This is a genomic window from Pseudactinotalea sp. HY160, from assembly GCF_009372055.1.
GTDB lineage: Bacteria > Actinomycetota > Actinomycetes > Actinomycetales > Beutenbergiaceae > HY158.
The window spans coordinates 12,713-28,787 of the sequence record NZ_WHMT01000029.1; the positions used below are offsets into that span (position 1 = coordinate 12,713).

At 69.0% G+C, this 16,075-nt stretch carries 19 protein-coding genes; 9 read left to right on the forward strand and 10 right to left on the reverse strand.

Annotated features, from left to right (window positions below; translation table 11 throughout):
* Positions 1-142: 142 nt before the first annotated feature.
* Positions 143-1,858, forward strand: coding sequence for a cytochrome c oxidase subunit I (ctaD, locus tag GCG21_RS15580; protein ID WP_152910594.1), 1,716 nt, complete (start codon positions 143-145; stop codon positions 1,856-1,858).
* 76 nt (positions 1,859-1,934) lie between these two features.
* Here ctaD and GCG21_RS15585 read toward each other — a convergent pair whose 3' ends face one another.
* From GCG21_RS15585 to GCG21_RS15595, 3 genes are all read right to left on the reverse strand, one after another.
* Positions 1,935-2,381 carry an iron chaperone gene (locus GCG21_RS15585; RefSeq protein ID WP_152910595.1) on the reverse strand — a complete coding sequence of 149 codons (447 nt, stop codon included), beginning with the start codon at positions 2,379-2,381 and terminating at the stop codon, positions 1,935-1,937.
* A 261-nt stretch (positions 2,382-2,642) separates the two neighbouring features.
* Positions 2,643-3,104 (reverse strand): recombinase family protein, encoded by a 462-nt coding sequence (locus tag GCG21_RS15590; RefSeq protein WP_152910596.1) that lies wholly within the window; start codon positions 3,102-3,104, stop codon positions 2,643-2,645.
* 527 nt (positions 3,105-3,631) lie between these two features.
* Complete coding sequence (locus GCG21_RS15595; RefSeq protein WP_152910597.1) at positions 3,632-5,665, reverse strand: hypothetical protein; 2,034 nt, start codon at positions 5,663-5,665, stop codon at positions 3,632-3,634.
* A 181-nt stretch (positions 5,666-5,846) separates the two neighbouring features.
* On the opposite strand from GCG21_RS15595, the gene GCG21_RS15600 reads away from it, so the two are divergent.
* From GCG21_RS15600 to GCG21_RS15635, 8 genes are all read left to right on the forward strand, one after another.
* Positions 5,847-6,113 (forward strand): hypothetical protein, encoded by a 267-nt coding sequence (locus GCG21_RS15600; RefSeq protein WP_152910598.1) that lies wholly within the window; start codon positions 5,847-5,849, stop codon positions 6,111-6,113.
* A 198-nt stretch (positions 6,114-6,311) separates the two neighbouring features.
* A complete protein-coding gene (locus tag GCG21_RS15605; protein WP_194165139.1) occupies positions 6,312-7,994 on the forward strand; it encodes a TraM recognition domain-containing protein in 1,683 nt (560 codons plus the stop codon).
* A 148-nt stretch (positions 7,995-8,142) separates the two neighbouring features.
* A complete protein-coding gene (locus GCG21_RS15610) occupies positions 8,143-8,526 on the forward strand; it encodes a glutaredoxin domain-containing protein (RefSeq protein ID WP_152910600.1) in 384 nt (127 codons plus the stop codon).
* Positions 8,526-9,227 carry a hypothetical protein gene (locus tag GCG21_RS15615; RefSeq protein WP_152910601.1) on the forward strand — a complete coding sequence of 234 codons (702 nt, stop codon included), beginning with the start codon at positions 8,526-8,528 and terminating at the stop codon, positions 9,225-9,227. The genes GCG21_RS15610 and GCG21_RS15615 overlap by 1 nt, the downstream gene beginning before the upstream one ends.
* Before the next feature lie 43 nt (positions 9,228-9,270).
* Positions 9,271-9,744 carry a single-stranded DNA-binding protein gene (locus GCG21_RS15620; RefSeq protein WP_152910602.1) on the forward strand — a complete coding sequence of 158 codons (474 nt, stop codon included), beginning with the start codon at positions 9,271-9,273 and terminating at the stop codon, positions 9,742-9,744.
* Positions 9,745-9,767: 23 nt separating this feature from the next.
* Positions 9,768-10,220 carry a hypothetical protein gene (locus GCG21_RS15625; protein ID WP_152910603.1) on the forward strand — a complete coding sequence of 151 codons (453 nt, stop codon included), beginning with the start codon at positions 9,768-9,770 and terminating at the stop codon, positions 10,218-10,220.
* Complete coding sequence (locus GCG21_RS15630; protein ID WP_152910604.1) at positions 10,213-10,416, forward strand: hypothetical protein; 204 nt, start codon at positions 10,213-10,215, stop codon at positions 10,414-10,416. The genes GCG21_RS15625 and GCG21_RS15630 overlap by 8 nt, the downstream gene beginning before the upstream one ends.
* Entirely contained in the window at positions 10,413-10,910 is a 498-nt protein-coding gene (locus GCG21_RS15635; RefSeq protein WP_152910605.1) for a hypothetical protein, read from the forward strand. Before GCG21_RS15630 ends, GCG21_RS15635 begins: the two co-directional genes overlap by 4 nt.
* A 54-nt stretch (positions 10,911-10,964) precedes the next feature.
* On the opposite strand, the gene GCG21_RS16425 is transcribed toward GCG21_RS15635, so the two are convergent.
* From GCG21_RS16425 to GCG21_RS16430, 7 genes are all read right to left on the reverse strand, one after another.
* Positions 10,965-11,129 carry a hypothetical protein gene (locus tag GCG21_RS16425; RefSeq protein WP_194165140.1) on the reverse strand — a complete coding sequence of 55 codons (165 nt, stop codon included), beginning with the start codon at positions 11,127-11,129 and terminating at the stop codon, positions 10,965-10,967.
* A 62-nt stretch (positions 11,130-11,191) separates the two neighbouring features.
* A complete protein-coding gene (locus GCG21_RS15640; protein ID WP_152910606.1) occupies positions 11,192-12,268 on the reverse strand; it encodes a hypothetical protein in 1,077 nt (358 codons plus the stop codon).
* Positions 12,269-12,412: 144 nt separating this feature from the next.
* Positions 12,413-12,814, reverse strand: coding sequence for a hypothetical protein (locus GCG21_RS15645; RefSeq protein WP_152910607.1), 402 nt, complete (start codon positions 12,812-12,814; stop codon positions 12,413-12,415).
* Positions 12,811-13,773 carry a hypothetical protein gene (locus GCG21_RS15650; protein ID WP_152910608.1) on the reverse strand — a complete coding sequence of 321 codons (963 nt, stop codon included), beginning with the start codon at positions 13,771-13,773 and terminating at the stop codon, positions 12,811-12,813. Before GCG21_RS15650 ends, GCG21_RS15645 begins: the two co-directional genes overlap by 4 nt.
* Positions 13,774-13,929: 156 nt before the next feature.
* Entirely contained in the window at positions 13,930-14,349 is a 420-nt protein-coding gene (locus tag GCG21_RS15655; protein ID WP_152910609.1) for a hypothetical protein, read from the reverse strand.
* A gap of 33 nt (positions 14,350-14,382) precedes the next feature.
* Positions 14,383-15,519 (reverse strand): hypothetical protein, encoded by a 1,137-nt coding sequence (locus tag GCG21_RS15660; RefSeq protein ID WP_152910610.1) that lies wholly within the window; start codon positions 15,517-15,519, stop codon positions 14,383-14,385.
* Entirely contained in the window at positions 15,516-15,677 is a 162-nt protein-coding gene (locus tag GCG21_RS16430; protein WP_194165141.1) for a hypothetical protein, read from the reverse strand. The genes GCG21_RS15660 and GCG21_RS16430 overlap by 4 nt, the downstream gene beginning before the upstream one ends.
* Positions 15,678-16,075: the final 398 nt, after the last annotated feature.

Genomic DNA, 16,075 nt, shown 5'->3' on the forward strand with positions numbered 1-16,075 from the left:
CCCTTCCCAACGCGACACCGCGGTCGGACGATGGAACACACGGCCCGGATCCGACGGCTGTGCGGCCTCGGATCAGACCGGAACCGGATGCGACCGCGACGACACGGTGCGGTGCTGGCAAGGTGACCGAGGAGCAGTGAGCATGGCGACACAGGAGGCCGTGGAGCAGACCCCGGGGCTCGCCCCCGAGCGGCAGACGTTGGGCCGCACGATCGTCAAATGGGTCACGAGCACCGATCACAAGGTGATCGGCTACATGTACATCACCACCACCTTCGTGTTCTTCTGCCTCGGCGGACTCATGGCGATGGTCATCCGCGGCGAGCTGTTCGAGCCCGGCATCCAGATCGTCAGCTCGCCGGGACAGTACAACGAGCTGTTCACGATGCACGGCACGATCATGCTGCTGCTGTTCGCCACCCCGCTGTTCATCGGCTTCGGCAACATCATGGTGCCGCTGCAGATCGGCGCGCCCGACGTCGCCTTCCCGCGACTGAACATGTTCGCCTACTGGCTGTACGTGCTCGGCGGGATCATGGTGGTCGCCGGGTTCCTCACCCCCGGCGGGGCCGCGAGCTTCGGCTGGTTCGGCTACGCGCCGCTGTCGGATGCGACGTTCTCCCCCGGAGCCGGCGGGGATCTGTGGGTCATGGGGCTCGCGATGACCGGCTTCGGCACGATCCTCGGATCGGTCAACTTCATCACGACCATCCTGTGCATGCGAGGCCCGGGCATGACCATGTTCCGGATGCCGATCTTCACCTGGAACATCCTGCTCACCGCCGTGCTCGCGCTCATGGCCTTCCCCGTGCTCGCCTCCGCCCTGTTCGGCCTCGGGGCGGACCGGATCCTCGGGGCCCAGGTGTTCGCCCCCGAGAACGGGGGAGCGATGCTGTGGCAGCACCTCTTCTGGTTCTTCGGGCACCCCGAGGTCTACATCATCGCGGTGCCGTTCTTCGGGATCGTCTCCGAGACCTTCCCGGTGTTCTCCCGCAAGCCGGTCTTCGGCTACAAGGGCCTGGTGTTCGCGACGATCGCCATCTCGGCGCTGTCGATGACCGTGTGGGCGCACCACATGTTCGCGACCGGGGCGGTGCTGCTGCCGTTCTTCGCGATCATGAGCATGCTCATCGCCGTGCCCACCGGGGTGAAGTTCTTCAACTGGCTCGGCACGATGTGGCGCGGCAAGATCACGTTCGAGACCCCGATGATCTGGTCGATGGGGTTCCTGGCCACGTTCCTGTTCGGCGGCATGACCGGGGTGATCATCGCGAACCCCTCGCTCGACTTCCACGTGACGGACTCGTATTTCATCGTCGCGCACTTCCACTACACGGTCTTCGGCACCGTGGTGTTCGCGATGTTCGCCGGCTTCTACTTCTGGTGGCCGAAGTGGACGGGCAAGATGCTCGACGAGCGGCTCGGCAAGATCCACTTCTGGCTGCTGTTCCTGGGATTCTGGGGCACGTTCCTCATCCAGCACTGGCTCGGAGTCATGGGCATGCAGCGCCGGGTGGTCGACTATCTGCCCGAACCCGACTTCGTGATCATGAATCAGATCTCGTCGATCTCCTCGTTCGTGCTGGGCCTGTCGACGCTCGTGTTCATCTACAACGTGTACAAGACGCATAGGCATGCGCCGCGGGTCGAGATGGACGATCCGTGGGGTTACGGCATGTCGCTCGAGTGGGCGACCTCGTGCCCGCCCCCGCGGCACAACTTCCTGAGGCTGCCCCGGATCCGCTCCGAGCGCCCCGCCTTCGACCTGCACCACCCGGAGGTCGCGGCGATGGACTTCACCGATCCGGCGGTTCTCACCGGCGCCCACGCCGGGGCGGGCACGCGCGAGCAGGAGTGAACGCGCCGCGAGCAGGAGTGAACGCGCGGGCGGGACAGGGCGGCGGTGCCCGGCCCGAGACCGCCGGTCGAACGCGTCAGCCCGCGGCCGCGCGCACGAGTTCTCGCAGCTTCTCCTCCACGGCCGCCGTCACCTCGAGCGTGGCGTAGGCCACCGGCCAGAACACGCCGTCGTCGAGGCGGGCGTCCTCGTTGAAGCCGATCGTGCCGTAGCGCGTGCCAAATTTCGCGGCCGGCTGGAAGAACACGACGACCTTCCCGTCCCGGGCGTAGGACGGAAAGCCGTACCACGTCTTCGGGTCGAGTTGCGGGGCCTCCTCGGTCACGACGGCGTGGAGACGCTCGGCGATCTGCCGGTCCGGGCCCTCGAGCGCGGCGATCGCGTCGAGGCAGGCCTGTGCCTCGCGGGCCTTCTTCGCCGACCCCTTCCCGCCCTGCTCCCGGAGTTCGGCGGCGCGCTGCTTGATCGCCGCCCGTTCGGCGGCGGTGAATCCGTGCTCTGCGGTGTCGCGGTCGTCGGCCATCGACGTCGTCCCTTCGTGTGTTCTCGGATGGGGGAGGCGCCGGCCGGCCGGCGATGACGCCGGCCCGGTTCGCCGTCCGTGAGCACGACGATACGAGGGGCGGGCGGCCGGACGCTTCTCGATTCCTGACCTCCTGGGCTCGCGGGCGCCGTCACAGCGCGTGCAGGCGTCGCCGCACGAGGAGCGTGCCACCCGCGAGCAGGGCGAGGGGGCACGAGCGCCGCGGCCGTCGTGGGCACAGGAGAGCCCTTGCGGGGCATCTCACTGGGCTCCGGCGAGCTCGGTTCGCCGCGCTCGATGCCGACATCCGCGTGCTCGGCTTAGCGAACTGCACCGTGCGCGACGCATAGCGGCCCGAATGGATCGAAGCACCCGCGGCGCCCTGCGTGTCAGGACGCTGAACAGGAGCCGGCCCACGGGATCGGTCGGATCGTGGACGGATCCCGCGATCTGAAGGCGGGTGCCCTTCGCAATCAACTCAGCAACGATATCGCGGGCGTCCGGCACCGAGCGGGCGAGCCGGTCCAGTTTGGTCACCACGAGCGTGTCGCCAGCTCGACAGGCGGCCAGGGCCTCCCGCAAACCCGGCCGCTCGCGCGTTGTGCCCGTGAGCCCGTAGTCAACATAGCCGCGGTCCTGAGCGACGCCGAGTGCCGCAAGTCCTTGCAACTGAACTGTGAGGTCCTGCTGGGTGGTCGACACTCGGGTGTAGCCGATCTTCAACGAGGGTATCTCCCAAGTGTCGCCGGAAGTCCCACCTTGACCGGACACTTTCGCGGGCGGGTCTTGTGGGGCATGTTCGCCGCTTTGTCGTGGCACTCGCCCCCAGCGTAGGTGTCCCGTTCAGCGTTCGGCTTACGGGACAGCCGAGCACGTCCATCTTGACCCAAGGTCCACGTACACCAGTACCGACGTGCCCGATGACCTGGCGGGGCTCTCGTCGAGTGCGTAGCTACGGCGTTCGGAGAGTAAGAGTACAGGTCCGTGTTCGACCTCATGTTCTCGACGTCGGGGACGGTGGCCGGGATTATCCTCGCTTGTTGCTCCTGGATGCTCCTGCAATGTATCGTTTGGTGGGCGAAGCGATCGTCTGGCACCGGCAGCACCGATGACGAGACGACGTAGAGCCTCCTGCCGTCGCGTGACGGAGCGTGGTGCTTTTGCAGGATCTCGGCGGAATCAGGTAGGTGGCGGACGCCGATGCACTGTGTCGTGCGCCCGGAAACTATCGCCAGTCTCACAGCAGTGTGTCAGGGCGCCGGCATCGTTGACTCGATGAACCAGGCGCGGGTGACGTTCACAGCGGCTGGGGGTACCAGCCAGCTCACCGAGCCGTCCGGTGCCATCTGGTCCGACGGCTCCGCGACGAACACAGACCACTGTGCCGCGTTCGTATCGATCACCTCCTGACCGTACTGGGCGACGACTACCCGACGGGACGGTTCTTTCACCCCGTTATCGTTCAGCGTTGGTACGGGGTCGTAGTACAGGTAGTACGGATCGGGATAACTGACGCCGCTGCCCCCGTGACGCCGCTGCCAGTGGCTACCGTCAGCGAGCTCAAGGAAGAAGGGCAATGGGTCCTGCGCCGGTTCGGTCGGCCCGAGGCCGGAGGCGCTGAGCAGCCGCAGGTCATGGGTGGTCGGGTCCGTGACGCACGCGACGTCGCCCGGATGTGTGGGTGGTGCCCAGCAGGCGAATGCCGATGCTGCTGTTGGGGAGCACGCGAAGGTATTGCTGCTCGTACCTGCCTCCGATGGGTAGGGTCCGCAATCAACGTTGCTTGCGTAAGTCTCGTCGATGAGAGTCCATGCTGGGTCGAGTTGTCCTTCCGCAGTGAACGGGTTGATGGTGATGACGGCCGTCCGCGGGGAAACGACCGTCGTGGTGTAGACGGAGATCCTGCGTGCGGAGTCGGGGATCGTGTGCGCGAGCCCGTAATCGATCGTGGTCTTGGTTGGCCCGACGAGCACGAGATATATGGATGCCTTGCCGACCCACTTGCCGATGGAGCGGCCAAGTCGTGCTGGGTCGGCTGCTCGCGGCCCGAGGGCGGAGGCAAGCGCCTGGGCGACCTGCTCTGCCTGGCCTCTGATGCAGGTCACTGCTGCCTTGATGCCACCTGCGACGCCGTCCGCAGTACGGATCGCGTCAGCGCAAGCGGCGATGATCATCACGGCAGCGATCGGCCCCTCCAGAGTCGATTCGGCCATCGGGACCACGACCCTTGCCATGACTCCGAACAGGAAGCCGACCGCGTTTGGGAGCTCGAGCTGGACGAGCGGGTCACCCACCTCCAGGTCCTCCCTGACGGATGCTTCGGTGAACGCGAAGGTGACCTGTTCGCCGGCGCCAACGAAGTGGCCGTTGAACGTCAGCTCCTCCATAGAACTGGCGATCGTGCCGCCCAGGTCACCGGAGACCCCGAGAACAGTGTCGAGGAAGCCGTGTTCGTTCGTGGTGTTCTCCTCCCACTCGGGCTCGACGCCGGTCGCGTAGCCGTACCCGTAGCCCCGATTGACCCGCGCCTTGACGATGAGGATGTCCGCGTCGCGTTCGTTGCTGCCAGCGCACCAGAGCACCGGGTTGGACGAATGCTCTTCCATCATGACGACGTCCTCGACCCAGTCCGGGGTGTCACCGCTACACGTGGGCGGGTCGACGCGCACGCTGAACACGGCCCCGACGCCGTGGGAGAGCCACGTGGCCGCGTCCGTCAGCTTTTCCTCGCTCCAGTCAGCGAGCTTCTCGCCGGCCTCGACCACGTTGCCACCGAACGCGACGACGGCACCCCCGGCCTGGGAAGCGGCCTTCTTGACGGTATCGATCGATGACTTGGCCCCGGCGACGATGTCGCTCCACAGCGAGAGGTGATCCACGGTGGCTGTCAGGGTCTGTCGATCTGGCGAGAGGGATGATTGGGCCGGAAGCCAGCCACCCAGTTCCTCATCGAAGTAGGCCCAGGTGGCCGAAACATCCTCTGGCAATGGGTCGGGGTAGTGTCGCTCGATCGTGTAGGGCCCGCCACCTGTTGCGGTGATCTCGACCGGTGCTCCCGCGATCACATCATCTGCCAGGAGCTGCAGCAGTGCCTCGGCCGGGTCGAGCTCCAGCTGGGGTGCCCTGAGCATGATCTGGGCGTCCAGGGCAGACGCCGTGACCGATGTGGGACCGTACTCGACGCTCCCAACACCTTTGACTTGACCAGGCGGCCCGAACTCCTTCGCCAGGTCGGCGCCCGGCGTGCAACCGGCAAGCAACGCTACCAGGGCCGACGCGATCACCGTGCGCCTGGCGAATCTCGAACCCACCACTGACCTGCCCCTTCCCGACCTGCACCAGCGACTCTGCTCGAACGTACAACGGACGGTATCGATTCTCAGGCCCCAGGACCGGTCAAATGTGCGTTCAAGGCCCGACAAGCTACTTTCAGCAGACCGCGGCCGCCTCGGGCTAGATCCCCACATGGCCAATGCAGCGAAGCACAAGGGCGATCGGGCCGAACGGGAAGCCGTGGAGTACCTGGTGGCCCAGGTGCCGGACCTGGTGCATCCACGCGCCGAGTGGCGCGACGACGTGGGTGACCTGCGGGTGTTCGACTACGCAGCGGTGCAGGTGCGCAACTACAAGCTGGACTACCTTGGTGCGGCACTGCGCTCCTCGGCTACCGACGCCGTCGCCCAGGCCCGCAACGGGCGCGTTCCGGGACTCGGGCCTGGCTTCAGCGGTTGATGCGTGCGAGGTTGGTTTCAGGGATTGCCACGGCTGCTTCCTGCCGAGAGCGAGGGGACGATGAGGTGACGCCCGCTCGATGGTACTGCTCGAGCAGCGGCGGGGCGCCGTTGGTCCTCGGCTGCTGTCGTGATGGGTATGAAGCATCCGGAACGGGCGCCAGGAGGGCCGCGGGGTGCGTGGGCCGATGCTCCGTTCGTGATCGCTGGCCTGGTGACGGTGGGGCTCGTCGGCTATGCGGTGATCTGGCTGATTGGCGCGTTCATCAGTACGCCGGTCAGTGGCCTGGCCGATGCGATCGACGTCGTCCGCTCATGGTGGTGGCTCGCGGCGTGCATCGGGGCCGCTCTGATCGGTGCGGGCGTAGCCGTGGCGGCCATTGTGCGTCAACGTCGTGCAGGCGTGCGGGAGCGGCGCCAGTTCAGGGAACTGGTTGGAATGGCCCGTGCTGCCGAGGTGCAGCGCGTGGGTGGCGGTCGGGCGGTGACGTCCAGAGCGCGAGTGCTGCGACCAACGTTGAGAGCACCGGTCCTCGCGGAAGTGGCCTACGAGGAGGGGAAGCATCGAGGCCGGCCCGTGTTCTCCACGGTGGAGGACTCGATGCTCGTGTTGGGGCCGCCGCGTTCAGGTAAGGGCTACCACGTGGTGATCAACCGTGTTCTGGATGCGGTGGGCGCGGTGGTGACGACCTCGACCCGCCCGGACAACCTCGTGGTCGCGCTCGAGGCCCGCGCGGCAGAGGGACGGCCGGTGGCTGTGTTCGACCCGGAACAACTGGCCCCGGGCGTTGCGGGTGGGGCGAGATGGTCGCCGGTGCGAGGGTGTGAGGACGCGCGTACGGCAGCGGTGCGGGCGCGTGGGTTGGCGGCGGCGGGGTTTCCGGCGGCGGGGGAGAACCAGATCTGGCAGACGATGGCCGCCTCCGGACTGCGCTGCCTGCTGCACGCGGCCGCCCTCGAAGGGCTCGGTGCCCGGGAGGTGTACCGGTGGTCGCAATCCCCGGGCCGTGCCCGCCCAGCAGTCGACATCCTCACCTCTCAGCCGGGCGCGGTACCAGGCTGGAGCGAGGAACTCGCGGCGATGCTGGACCAAGACCCGCGCACACGCGACTCGGCGTGGCTGGGCGTACGCCAATCGCTGTCGGGCCTGGGCGACCCACGCGTCCTGGAGGCCGTGAGCCCAGCCCCGGGCGAGGGCCTGGACCCGGCGGAACTGATCCGGGCACGGGGGGCGCTGTTCATGATCGGGACGGCGCAGGGGGCGGTAACGTCGGCGCCGTTGATCACGGCCCTGATCGAGGACGTCGTACAGACTGCGAAGCAGATCGCCGCAGCGACGCCGGGCTCGCGGGTCGACCCGCCGCTGACGTTGGTGCTGGATGAGGCAGCGAACTACGCGCTGCCCTCGCTCGGGCAGTTGATGAGCGAGGGGGGCGGGTCGGGGATCTCGACGATGGCGGTGTTGCAGTCCCTGGCCCAGGCCCGGCACGCGTGGGGGGCGGATGAGGCGCAGGCGATCTGGGACGCGGCCACGGTCAAGCTCGTTCTGGGTGGGTCGGCGAATGCTGAGACGCTGCGGGATATCTCGGCGCTCGTGGGTGAACGTGATGAGCTGACGACCTCGGCGACGCGGGATTCGTCCTGGGCGCCGCGACCGGTCTCGACCTCGGAGTCGGTGCGGCGGGTGGCGATCCTGTCCCCGGAGCAGGTCCGCCGCCTCCCGTTCGGGATGGCGCTGCTGATGCTGCGCTCCGCCCCGCCGGCGATCATCGACCTGCGCCCCTGGACCGCCCGCCGCGACGCCAAAGAACTCCAGGCCGCCGCGGGCCGGACCGCCCAGCTCATCGAAGCCGCACACCAGCGCCGCCACCCACCGACCTGACCCACCTCGGCGAGGAGCCGGCCGCCGAGGCCGTCGCAGGCGGCGGTGCTGAACGCGAGGGCCACGCGGCTGCTTCGCGGCGTGGCCGGTCGCGGCACTCGTTCCCACTGAGCGCCGGAGTACGAGCAGAGGAAGAAGGGTACGGGTCATGGCCACCAGAGCAGACAGTCGGCCCGGCGGGGCGCCGCCGGCGGTGGTGCCGGGTGTGGCGGCGGTCGTGTACACGCGGGCGGGGTGTGCGCCGTGTGCCGCGACGGTGCGGGCGATGGCCCGCCACGGTCTGCCGGTACGTCAGGTCCCACTCGACGAGCAGACCGGCGCCGAGGAAATCGAGGCGTTCAAGGCCGCCGGGCTCGTCTCGGTGCCGGTGGTCGTGACCGAGACCGCGACGTGGTCGGGCTTCCGACCCGACCTGATCCGGACCCTCGCCCACAACCAGCACACCGAATCACAGGCGAGGGCCACGGCGCCGGCCGCCCAGCACGGGCCGGGTGTTCCGGCGTCTGCACGCGCGGCGGGATTGGGCATCTGATGCGCCCCAAGCCGCGTATCGACCGGGCCGGCGCCGAACGCAGCGCACCCGGGACCGACGAGGACGGGTTGGTGTGGGACTGGTCGCTGCTGATCGACGCCGCCGATGCCTCACAGGCGCGGATCCTGCGGGCCGGTGATGCCCTGACCGGCGCGGGCCTGACTGCCAGGGAACCCGGGCCGCTGCTCCGCCTGCTCGAGGACATCACGGCGGTGGCCATGAACGCCGGCGGATTCGTTCACGCGCGCGTACACACCCCCGCCGGCACGGACGCGTTCACGATCACGCCCTGGGGGCAGGTCCTGCCCGCCAGTGCCGACCTCACGGCCACGGACCTCTGCGGTGTACCGCTGTTCGCCCCACCGCCGGGCCACCTCGAACTCAACGAGCGGGCCGGGCGGGAGCTCGTGGCATACGAGCCACCCGCCGTGGCCTCGCTTCTAGCAGTCTTGCGCGTAGGTCTGTCCCGCGCGTTCGCCCGCGTGGCCACGGCCCTGGGGGCAGCGGCCGCAGCGTTCATGGCCCTCGCCGGCGCCCGACCTCGGCCGGGCCGGCCCGGGCGTCATGCCCACCCGCGGTCCGCTCAACCCAGGCGCGGCCAGGTGAGCCCGGAGGCAGCGCGCGTGGTCACGGCAGCGGACCAGGGCGCTGCCTGCCCGGGCGGGACGGATACACGCGCCTCGGTCGTGACCGTGGACTGAGCCGAACACATATCGAGGATCGACTGGAAAGGGAGACGGGATCATGAGCGAGGACATCAGGACGAGTGAGGCCCTGCACGGGCATGTGGGCACCGATCCGAAGGTGACGCGAACCGCGAGTGGGAGCACGAGGGTCACGTTCCGTCTCGGGGTGGCCCAGCGGGTCCAGAACATCGAGGGGGAGTGGGTCGATGGCACGCCCACCTACGTCACCGTGGCGATGTACGGCAAGAGCGCCGAACGCACCGCAGCGCGGATCCGTAAGGGCGATAACCTCATCGTCGCCGGGCGTCTGCACTCCTTCGAGGTCACCGACGAGACCAACGGGCCCCGCGTCCTGAAGGAATTCCGGGCCTCCCGCGTCGGCTTCGACCTCAACATCACCAACATCACCCCCGACCGCCCCACCACCGCGCCCTCGGCCAACGCGAACACGGGGCCCGTGCCGCAGGTCGCCAACGGGCCCGCCACTCCGCCGGCCGGTGCGGCGGCCGCGGCGCCGGGCATGGCGATGTGAGCGGCCACGCGGCGGAAGCGGGCATGACTCGGCAGCGAGGCCGCCGGCGGGTGGCGGCCCGCTCGCGGCGGGGCGCCACCCGGCGGGCGTTCTACGACGCATACATGGCCTCACCGGCCTGGTGGGGCTTTCGTCGCCGCTGGGCCGCCTGGGCCCGCCGGGGCGGCCCGATCAGCTGCCGCGGCTGCGGGCAGCCGTGGCGGCTCAAGACGGGGGATCTGCATCATGCGACCTATGCCCGTCTCGGGGCCGAGTCGTTCACTGACCTGTGGCCGCTGTGCCGGGGCTGTCACGACCTGCTGCACGAGCTTCTCGAACGGCCCGGCTGGCGACGGGCCGGCCGGGTACAGGCCCATCGCGCCGCCCTGACCCTCCTGCACCAGCGCAATGCACGTCGAGACGTCGAGACGGCGTCATCGCCGTCGTCGCCGGCCCCGTCATCGGCCCAGGAGGAGAGCTGGGGGAGTCGTGAGTGAGGTGTTTCGTGAGGTCACGGTGGCCACGGGCTGGATCGCGGGGGTCCTGCAGCGGGAGATTTCCCGGCGCGGCCGGGACGTGGCCCTGGCCGCGGCGAGCGTGCACCACGTGGGCCAGGGCGAGATCCGCATCCGCCTGCCCGGCGGCACCGTCATCGTGATCGACGTCCACATCGACGACGGGCCGAGACGATGAGCGAACCGGGCCCCTATGGTGGGGTTCTGCCGGCGGTGCCGGTCGACTGGCGGGGGCTCTCGGGGGATGAGGCGTGGCGGACCTGGCACGACCTGGCCGAGTGGACGAGCTGGCTCGTGGTCCGGTTCAATATTGCGGCCACGACGATCCCGCCCTGCTGGCCCCGGCATACCCGTCTCGTCGAAGAACTCACCGCCCTGTGGAGTGCCCACCAGCTCTGGTACGACGACGCCAGCCCCGCGACCGGCCCGTTGACCTGGCTCCGCGAACTCGAATGGGCCCAGACCCGCCTACGCGCCGCCGTCTCCGACGCCGGCTGCACCGCCCGCGAACACCTGGCCCCGCGCACCGAGCCCTGGCCCGCAGACGCAGCCGCAGCGGACGTGTTGGCTGAGGTCGCCGGCGCCGATGCTCGCGCCCGCGAACAAGCACAGATCACAGCCGCCCTCACCACGGCACCACCACCGGCCGGGGACGAATCACCACCGGCGTGAGGCCACGGCCCGCGTGCCGCGTGGCGGGCTCGCGCACGTGGCGCGGCGGCTGTTCTAGGTGAAGCGGGAGCGGACGTGGCTGACTTGCTCGGGCGTGAGCTTCCAGCGCGTCACCCCCGGAGGGAGTTTCCCGTAGGCCTCACGGAGCACAACACGGATGCGTTTGGCCAGCACGCCGAGTTCGCGCGCCAAGTCGGCGGGCGTGATCACCTCGTCCATGACCCGACGATAGCTGCCGTCTCCGGCGGGAGGTCCTCGTTCGGCAGTTGGGAGTCCCGAGGCTACGGGGTGACCCCGTTGTCGGGATCGACACCCGGGCGCGGCGTATCACGTTTGCGTGGCCCCGGCGGCCGGGTGTACCAGGCGCGGTCTGCCGCGGCCTCGAGGCGCGCCAGGTCGAGGCGGGCGATGTGTCGGCGGGTGGCGGGCGCGTCTTGTCCGGTCTCCAGGGCCAGGCCGACCAGATGCGCGAGAGCATTCGGCCGGTCGGCGCCGGCGAGGAGGGCGTCGGTGTGGATGGTCGGGGAGCTGGTCAGCCACGCCGCGGCGGCCGCGACCGCGTACAGGCCCGCCCGGGCCGCGGGGTCGGGGCAGCCGCGGGCGAGTTCGGTGAGCATGTGCACCCGGACCGTATCGGCAACCACGGGGCTGGGCCGGCACAGCCGGGCCAGGGCAAGATCACGGGGGCCGCTGTCCCTCGTGAGGAGGTGAGCGACCTCCCCAGGCGGTGTACCAGCGGTCCCGAGGACACCGGTGGAGGCGTACTCGTCGATCCCGTCGAGGGCGCCGGCGGCCGCCTCGGCCGGGGTGAGGGCATCGAGCACGGCCCGCATCCGGGGCCCGGGCATCACATACGCCGGTACGGGCGCCGGGCGCAGCCGGGCCAGCGCGGTAGCCCGGTCGCGCGCTGGCGAGGCGAAACAGTCCCGCAGGCGTGCCGGCGCGACGCCGAGGGCCAGCCACCGGCCATCCTCGGGCATGACCGACTGGTCGAGGTAGCGGTAGTACTGCCCGGCCACCTGAACAGCCAGCGTGCTCTCGCGGCCGGCAGCGCGGGCAAGGGCGGCATGGATGGCGGCCGCGGTAGCGCACAGGTCTGCCACGGTGCCCCAGGCGGTGACCAGGTAGCGTTCAGCGCCACGCCCGCGCAGCGCCTCATACGCCCGGGCCGCGGCATCTTCCGCCCGGCCTGGCCCCTGGTGGTGGGCGGGATGGAACGTGACGGTCCCGGTGAGTAGGAACTCGTGCTGATGGTCGCGCCGGATGCCGGTGGTGGTGACGGCACCGGCTGGCTGATAGCCGATCAGGTATGGCGTGATGGCAAGGACGGCTGGAAGGGACTGGGCGATCGTAACCACAGGAGGGACCTTCCGCGTGAGGAATGCTTCGTCTCTGTCACGAGTGCGCTCCTGAGCCAACGAGGCGGTCAGGTCGTGCGGGATCAGCTCGGTGGCATGGCTACTTCAGCCGTTGGTGGAGGTAGTCACCGCGCGACTTGCGCGTCATACGTCCCAGGGGTCGTTGCTGCGGAACTGTTCGATTACGATCTTGTGATCGCGCAGTTCTGTGAATGGGTTCGTGGTAGCCAGGGTGGTCACAGCTGCGAGCACCTCGGCCACGGCCGGCTGATCTGCGTTGCGCAAGGCCGCGTCCAGGGCGTCGAAAAGTGCCCTGAACGCGGTGCGCCGCTCATCGAAGCTGACATCCAGGGCGCGTAGCAGGAAGTCCCGTTGTGCCTCGATCCCGGCGATCGCTGTGTCGCGGCTGGCTTCGACGTTGGCGATCGTCACCTTCGTCTTGTGCTCTTCTTCGAGCCACTTCGACACACCTGCACAGATCGCATTGAATGCATCGAAGGCGGCCGAGGCGGGGATCTGCGGTGTGCTCGGGAATTTCATACTCATCGGTACCTCGCAACGATCTCGACGGACTCATCGGTCAGCTGCCCATCGGTGTCGATCACGGGCACGTTGAGGATCTCACGCAACGCACGGCACAGTTGCACGGTTCGAAGTAGAAGGCGGGCGTGTGCGGGGTCGTCATGATCGAAGTTGACGGCTTCAAGGTCGCTGATCGCGTCTTCGGTACGAGTGCTCATCGAGCCAAGCACATCGCGAAGCTCATTCACCCGCTCGCCGACTCGCGTGGCCAGTTGACCCGCGGCGCTCATCGACGCGATCTGGACCCTGGCTTGTGCTTCGTGTTCGGCCGTCTTGCGTCGCTGCCGAGCTCCAGACCACGCGATTGTCAGTCCTGCTACGGCTACTGTCGGAACGGCGGCGATGAACGCCAACACGATCACACCGCCGGCCATGCCCGTGCCGCCGGCGGCGAGGGTCCCGCCACCGAGCCAGGCCAGCACTGCGTTCTGTGCCGCTGCTCCACTGAGCGAGGAGATGGCTGTCCCTGTACCGGCGGAAGCCAGTGCGCCGACGCCCCAGAGTGCTGCGGCCTGGGCTGCGAGGCCGGCCCCGCCGGCTGTCACAAGACCAAGCGCCCCAGAAGTCGCATGTTCAAGGTCAAACTTGAGCTTCCTGAGTTCTGGAATCCGCAGCTCAATGCCGTCGACGACTTCGCCGTCCAGGCGCCGGACGGCCTTCTCGTGTGCCTCGAGCCACCGGACAAGGTGCCCGAGTGTCTCGCTCTGAACACTGAACATGCGCTGCCCGTAATCCGAGGCAATCTGGTCGGTTCGGGCCTGGATGAGGATCAGCTGTTCAACAGCCTCCGCGTGGTCCTTCACCACTTCACGTCGACTATGTCGAGCCTGCACATGGCTTCGGACACCCTGAACACCGGCCGCAACACCGGCCGCGGCGGCAGCGCCAAGGCCGATCACCGCAGGAACGAGCGGCAACGGCATGCGTCCCCCTCTCATCGGATGGCGTGAGTAGAGCAAGGCCCGAGGATCTCGTGAACGATAGCGCGCGGGAGGCCGTCATTCTGCCTCAACCGCCGGTTCCTACGCTTGAACACGCCGCGAGATCACACATCGGTGTGCGCCTTGATGCAACCACTCTCAGAGCGAGAGGCCTTCGCTGGGCGCTGGCTGGTCATCGAGCGCCGGCAGCTGCGTGATTCGGCTACCCGCCGGGATCCAGCGCAGGTGGGAGTTCGCGGCCTGAGCCTGGTGGAGTGCCTCGCTCGACTGGCCCAGGGCGGCGGCCGCTCGAGCCAGTGCGGTGCTCGCTTGGCTGGTGCGGTCGGCGGGGTCGGTGTCGTCATCGGTCCCGGCATGGGCCCGCAGGGAGCGGCTGTGCCAGTGGGCCAACTGCTGGCACGCCTGCTCGAGAGCGGCGGTCGTCGACGCGAGGTCGGCGAGCATCCCGTAGGAGTCCGGTGGATCGGCCACGGCGGGAGTGGAATGAGCGAGCGTGCGGGCGACCTGGTCCAGTTCACCGGCCAGGCGCGCCTGCCGGTGCTCGTCGTTGATGACCATGCTCGGAGCCTCCTGGGCCGTCGACTAGTGGGGTCAGATCCCGGCGATCCCGGGCGGCTGGGCGCGGGGCGCGGGCTCAGCACCGGGCGCGGGAGTGGGAGTGGGTCGGGGGTCGGGCAGCGCCGGTTGGGGCGGGAAGTGCGCCTGGTAGGTCTTCAGGTACTGCTGGTCGTGCTCGGCGAGGGCGGAGGGGGTGAACGCCGCTCCGGCCGACTGACGCAGGATGTCGCCGGGGGCGCCGTGATCGCGGAATGCCCGGGTCAGGCCTGCGAGCGTGTCCTGCCCACCGGCCTGGTCCAGGAGCGCGTCCAGGTGCGCGCTGGGTACCTCGCTGATGCAGGCGAGGAAGCCGCTGACCGCATACAGCCGGGACCGGGTGGCCGGGTCGGGGCAGCCGCGGGCGGTCTCGATGATCAGTTCGGTGTGGGCGTTGCGGCGGCGGGGCTCGGTTTCGGCCGCGACGGCGGCAAGGAACGCGTCCCGGGTGCCCTTGTCCCGGGTGAGCAGGTGCGCGCAGACCGCCCTCCAGTCCTGGCTGCGGGCGGGCGCGGCAGGGTCGGCGGCGTGGTCGAGCTCGGCGATGACACGCCCGGCGGCCCGGCTGGGAGGCAGCCCGATCAAGGCCCGCATCCCGCCGGCGCCGAGGAGGGTGTAGGCCGGTTCGGGGTAGGGGGCGACCTGGGCCATGAACGCCTCCCTGGAAGGGGCCGGGCTGGCGAAATGGTCGGTGATCGCCGCCACCGGCTCGGGAAGATCCATCCAGTCGTACCCGTCCAGAGGCCGCCACGCTCCGCCGGCGACTTGAACACTCACGGGCGCGGGCCCGGGACGGTCGTCGCGGGTGTGGTCGGCTCGGGCGAGGTCTTCCAGGCCGGTGGTGACGGTGCGGGCATGGTCGAGCAGGTCGGGGGAGGTGGTCCAGGCCGCGACGAGGAAGAACTGTGCGCCGCGGTCGGTGAAGGCCTCATATATCTGCCGGGTCGCGGTCCCCACCTCGACCGGGCCGAGCAGGTCATACAACGCGGCCGTCCCGGTCAACACGGCAGCGGGATTCCCCCCGCTGCTATCGGCGGGTCTCATGCCGGTGATGGTGATCGCATCGCGGGGCTGGTAGCCGCTGGTATGGGGAACCGAGGCGATGAAACCGCCCAGGCTGACCGGTGCGTTCATGACCAGTCCTCTCCATCCAGGTCGATGACGATCCGCGGGGGCGTATCGAGGCGGATCCCGCGCGGGCCGGGCTCGATCAATGCTGCCTTCGCCACGGTCTCCAGCACAGAGATCTGCGCCCCTGTGGATAACCGGCGAGCCAGAATCGCCTCGATCACTGACAATCCCATGACTTCGTTCCTCTCCCGTAGCCAGAAAGCTCCTGACCGACACGAACGCGCCCCCCGCCCAGCGCGCCCCACCCGACCCTCGGCCGGGTCACAGAGACGGGCCACCCGGGCCCACGTGCGCGCACCCGGCCTGTGGCGCGGGGACCTCGGAGAGGGCCGGGGCGGGGGTGGTGTGGTGGATGCGGCGCAGCGCGCGGGCAGCGCGGGCGTGGTCGGCGCGTTGGGTTGAGGTGTGTCTGAGTTAATGCGGCGTTCGCGGTTTTTTATACCCAGCATGGAGCGGTGCGCGTTCATGGTTGGGTTTCCTTCAGGTTCTGACGATAGCTGATGCGGTCGGTGCGTGCCTGGGCCAGGCCCTCGCGGCGTGCTTGGCGGATCTTTTCGCC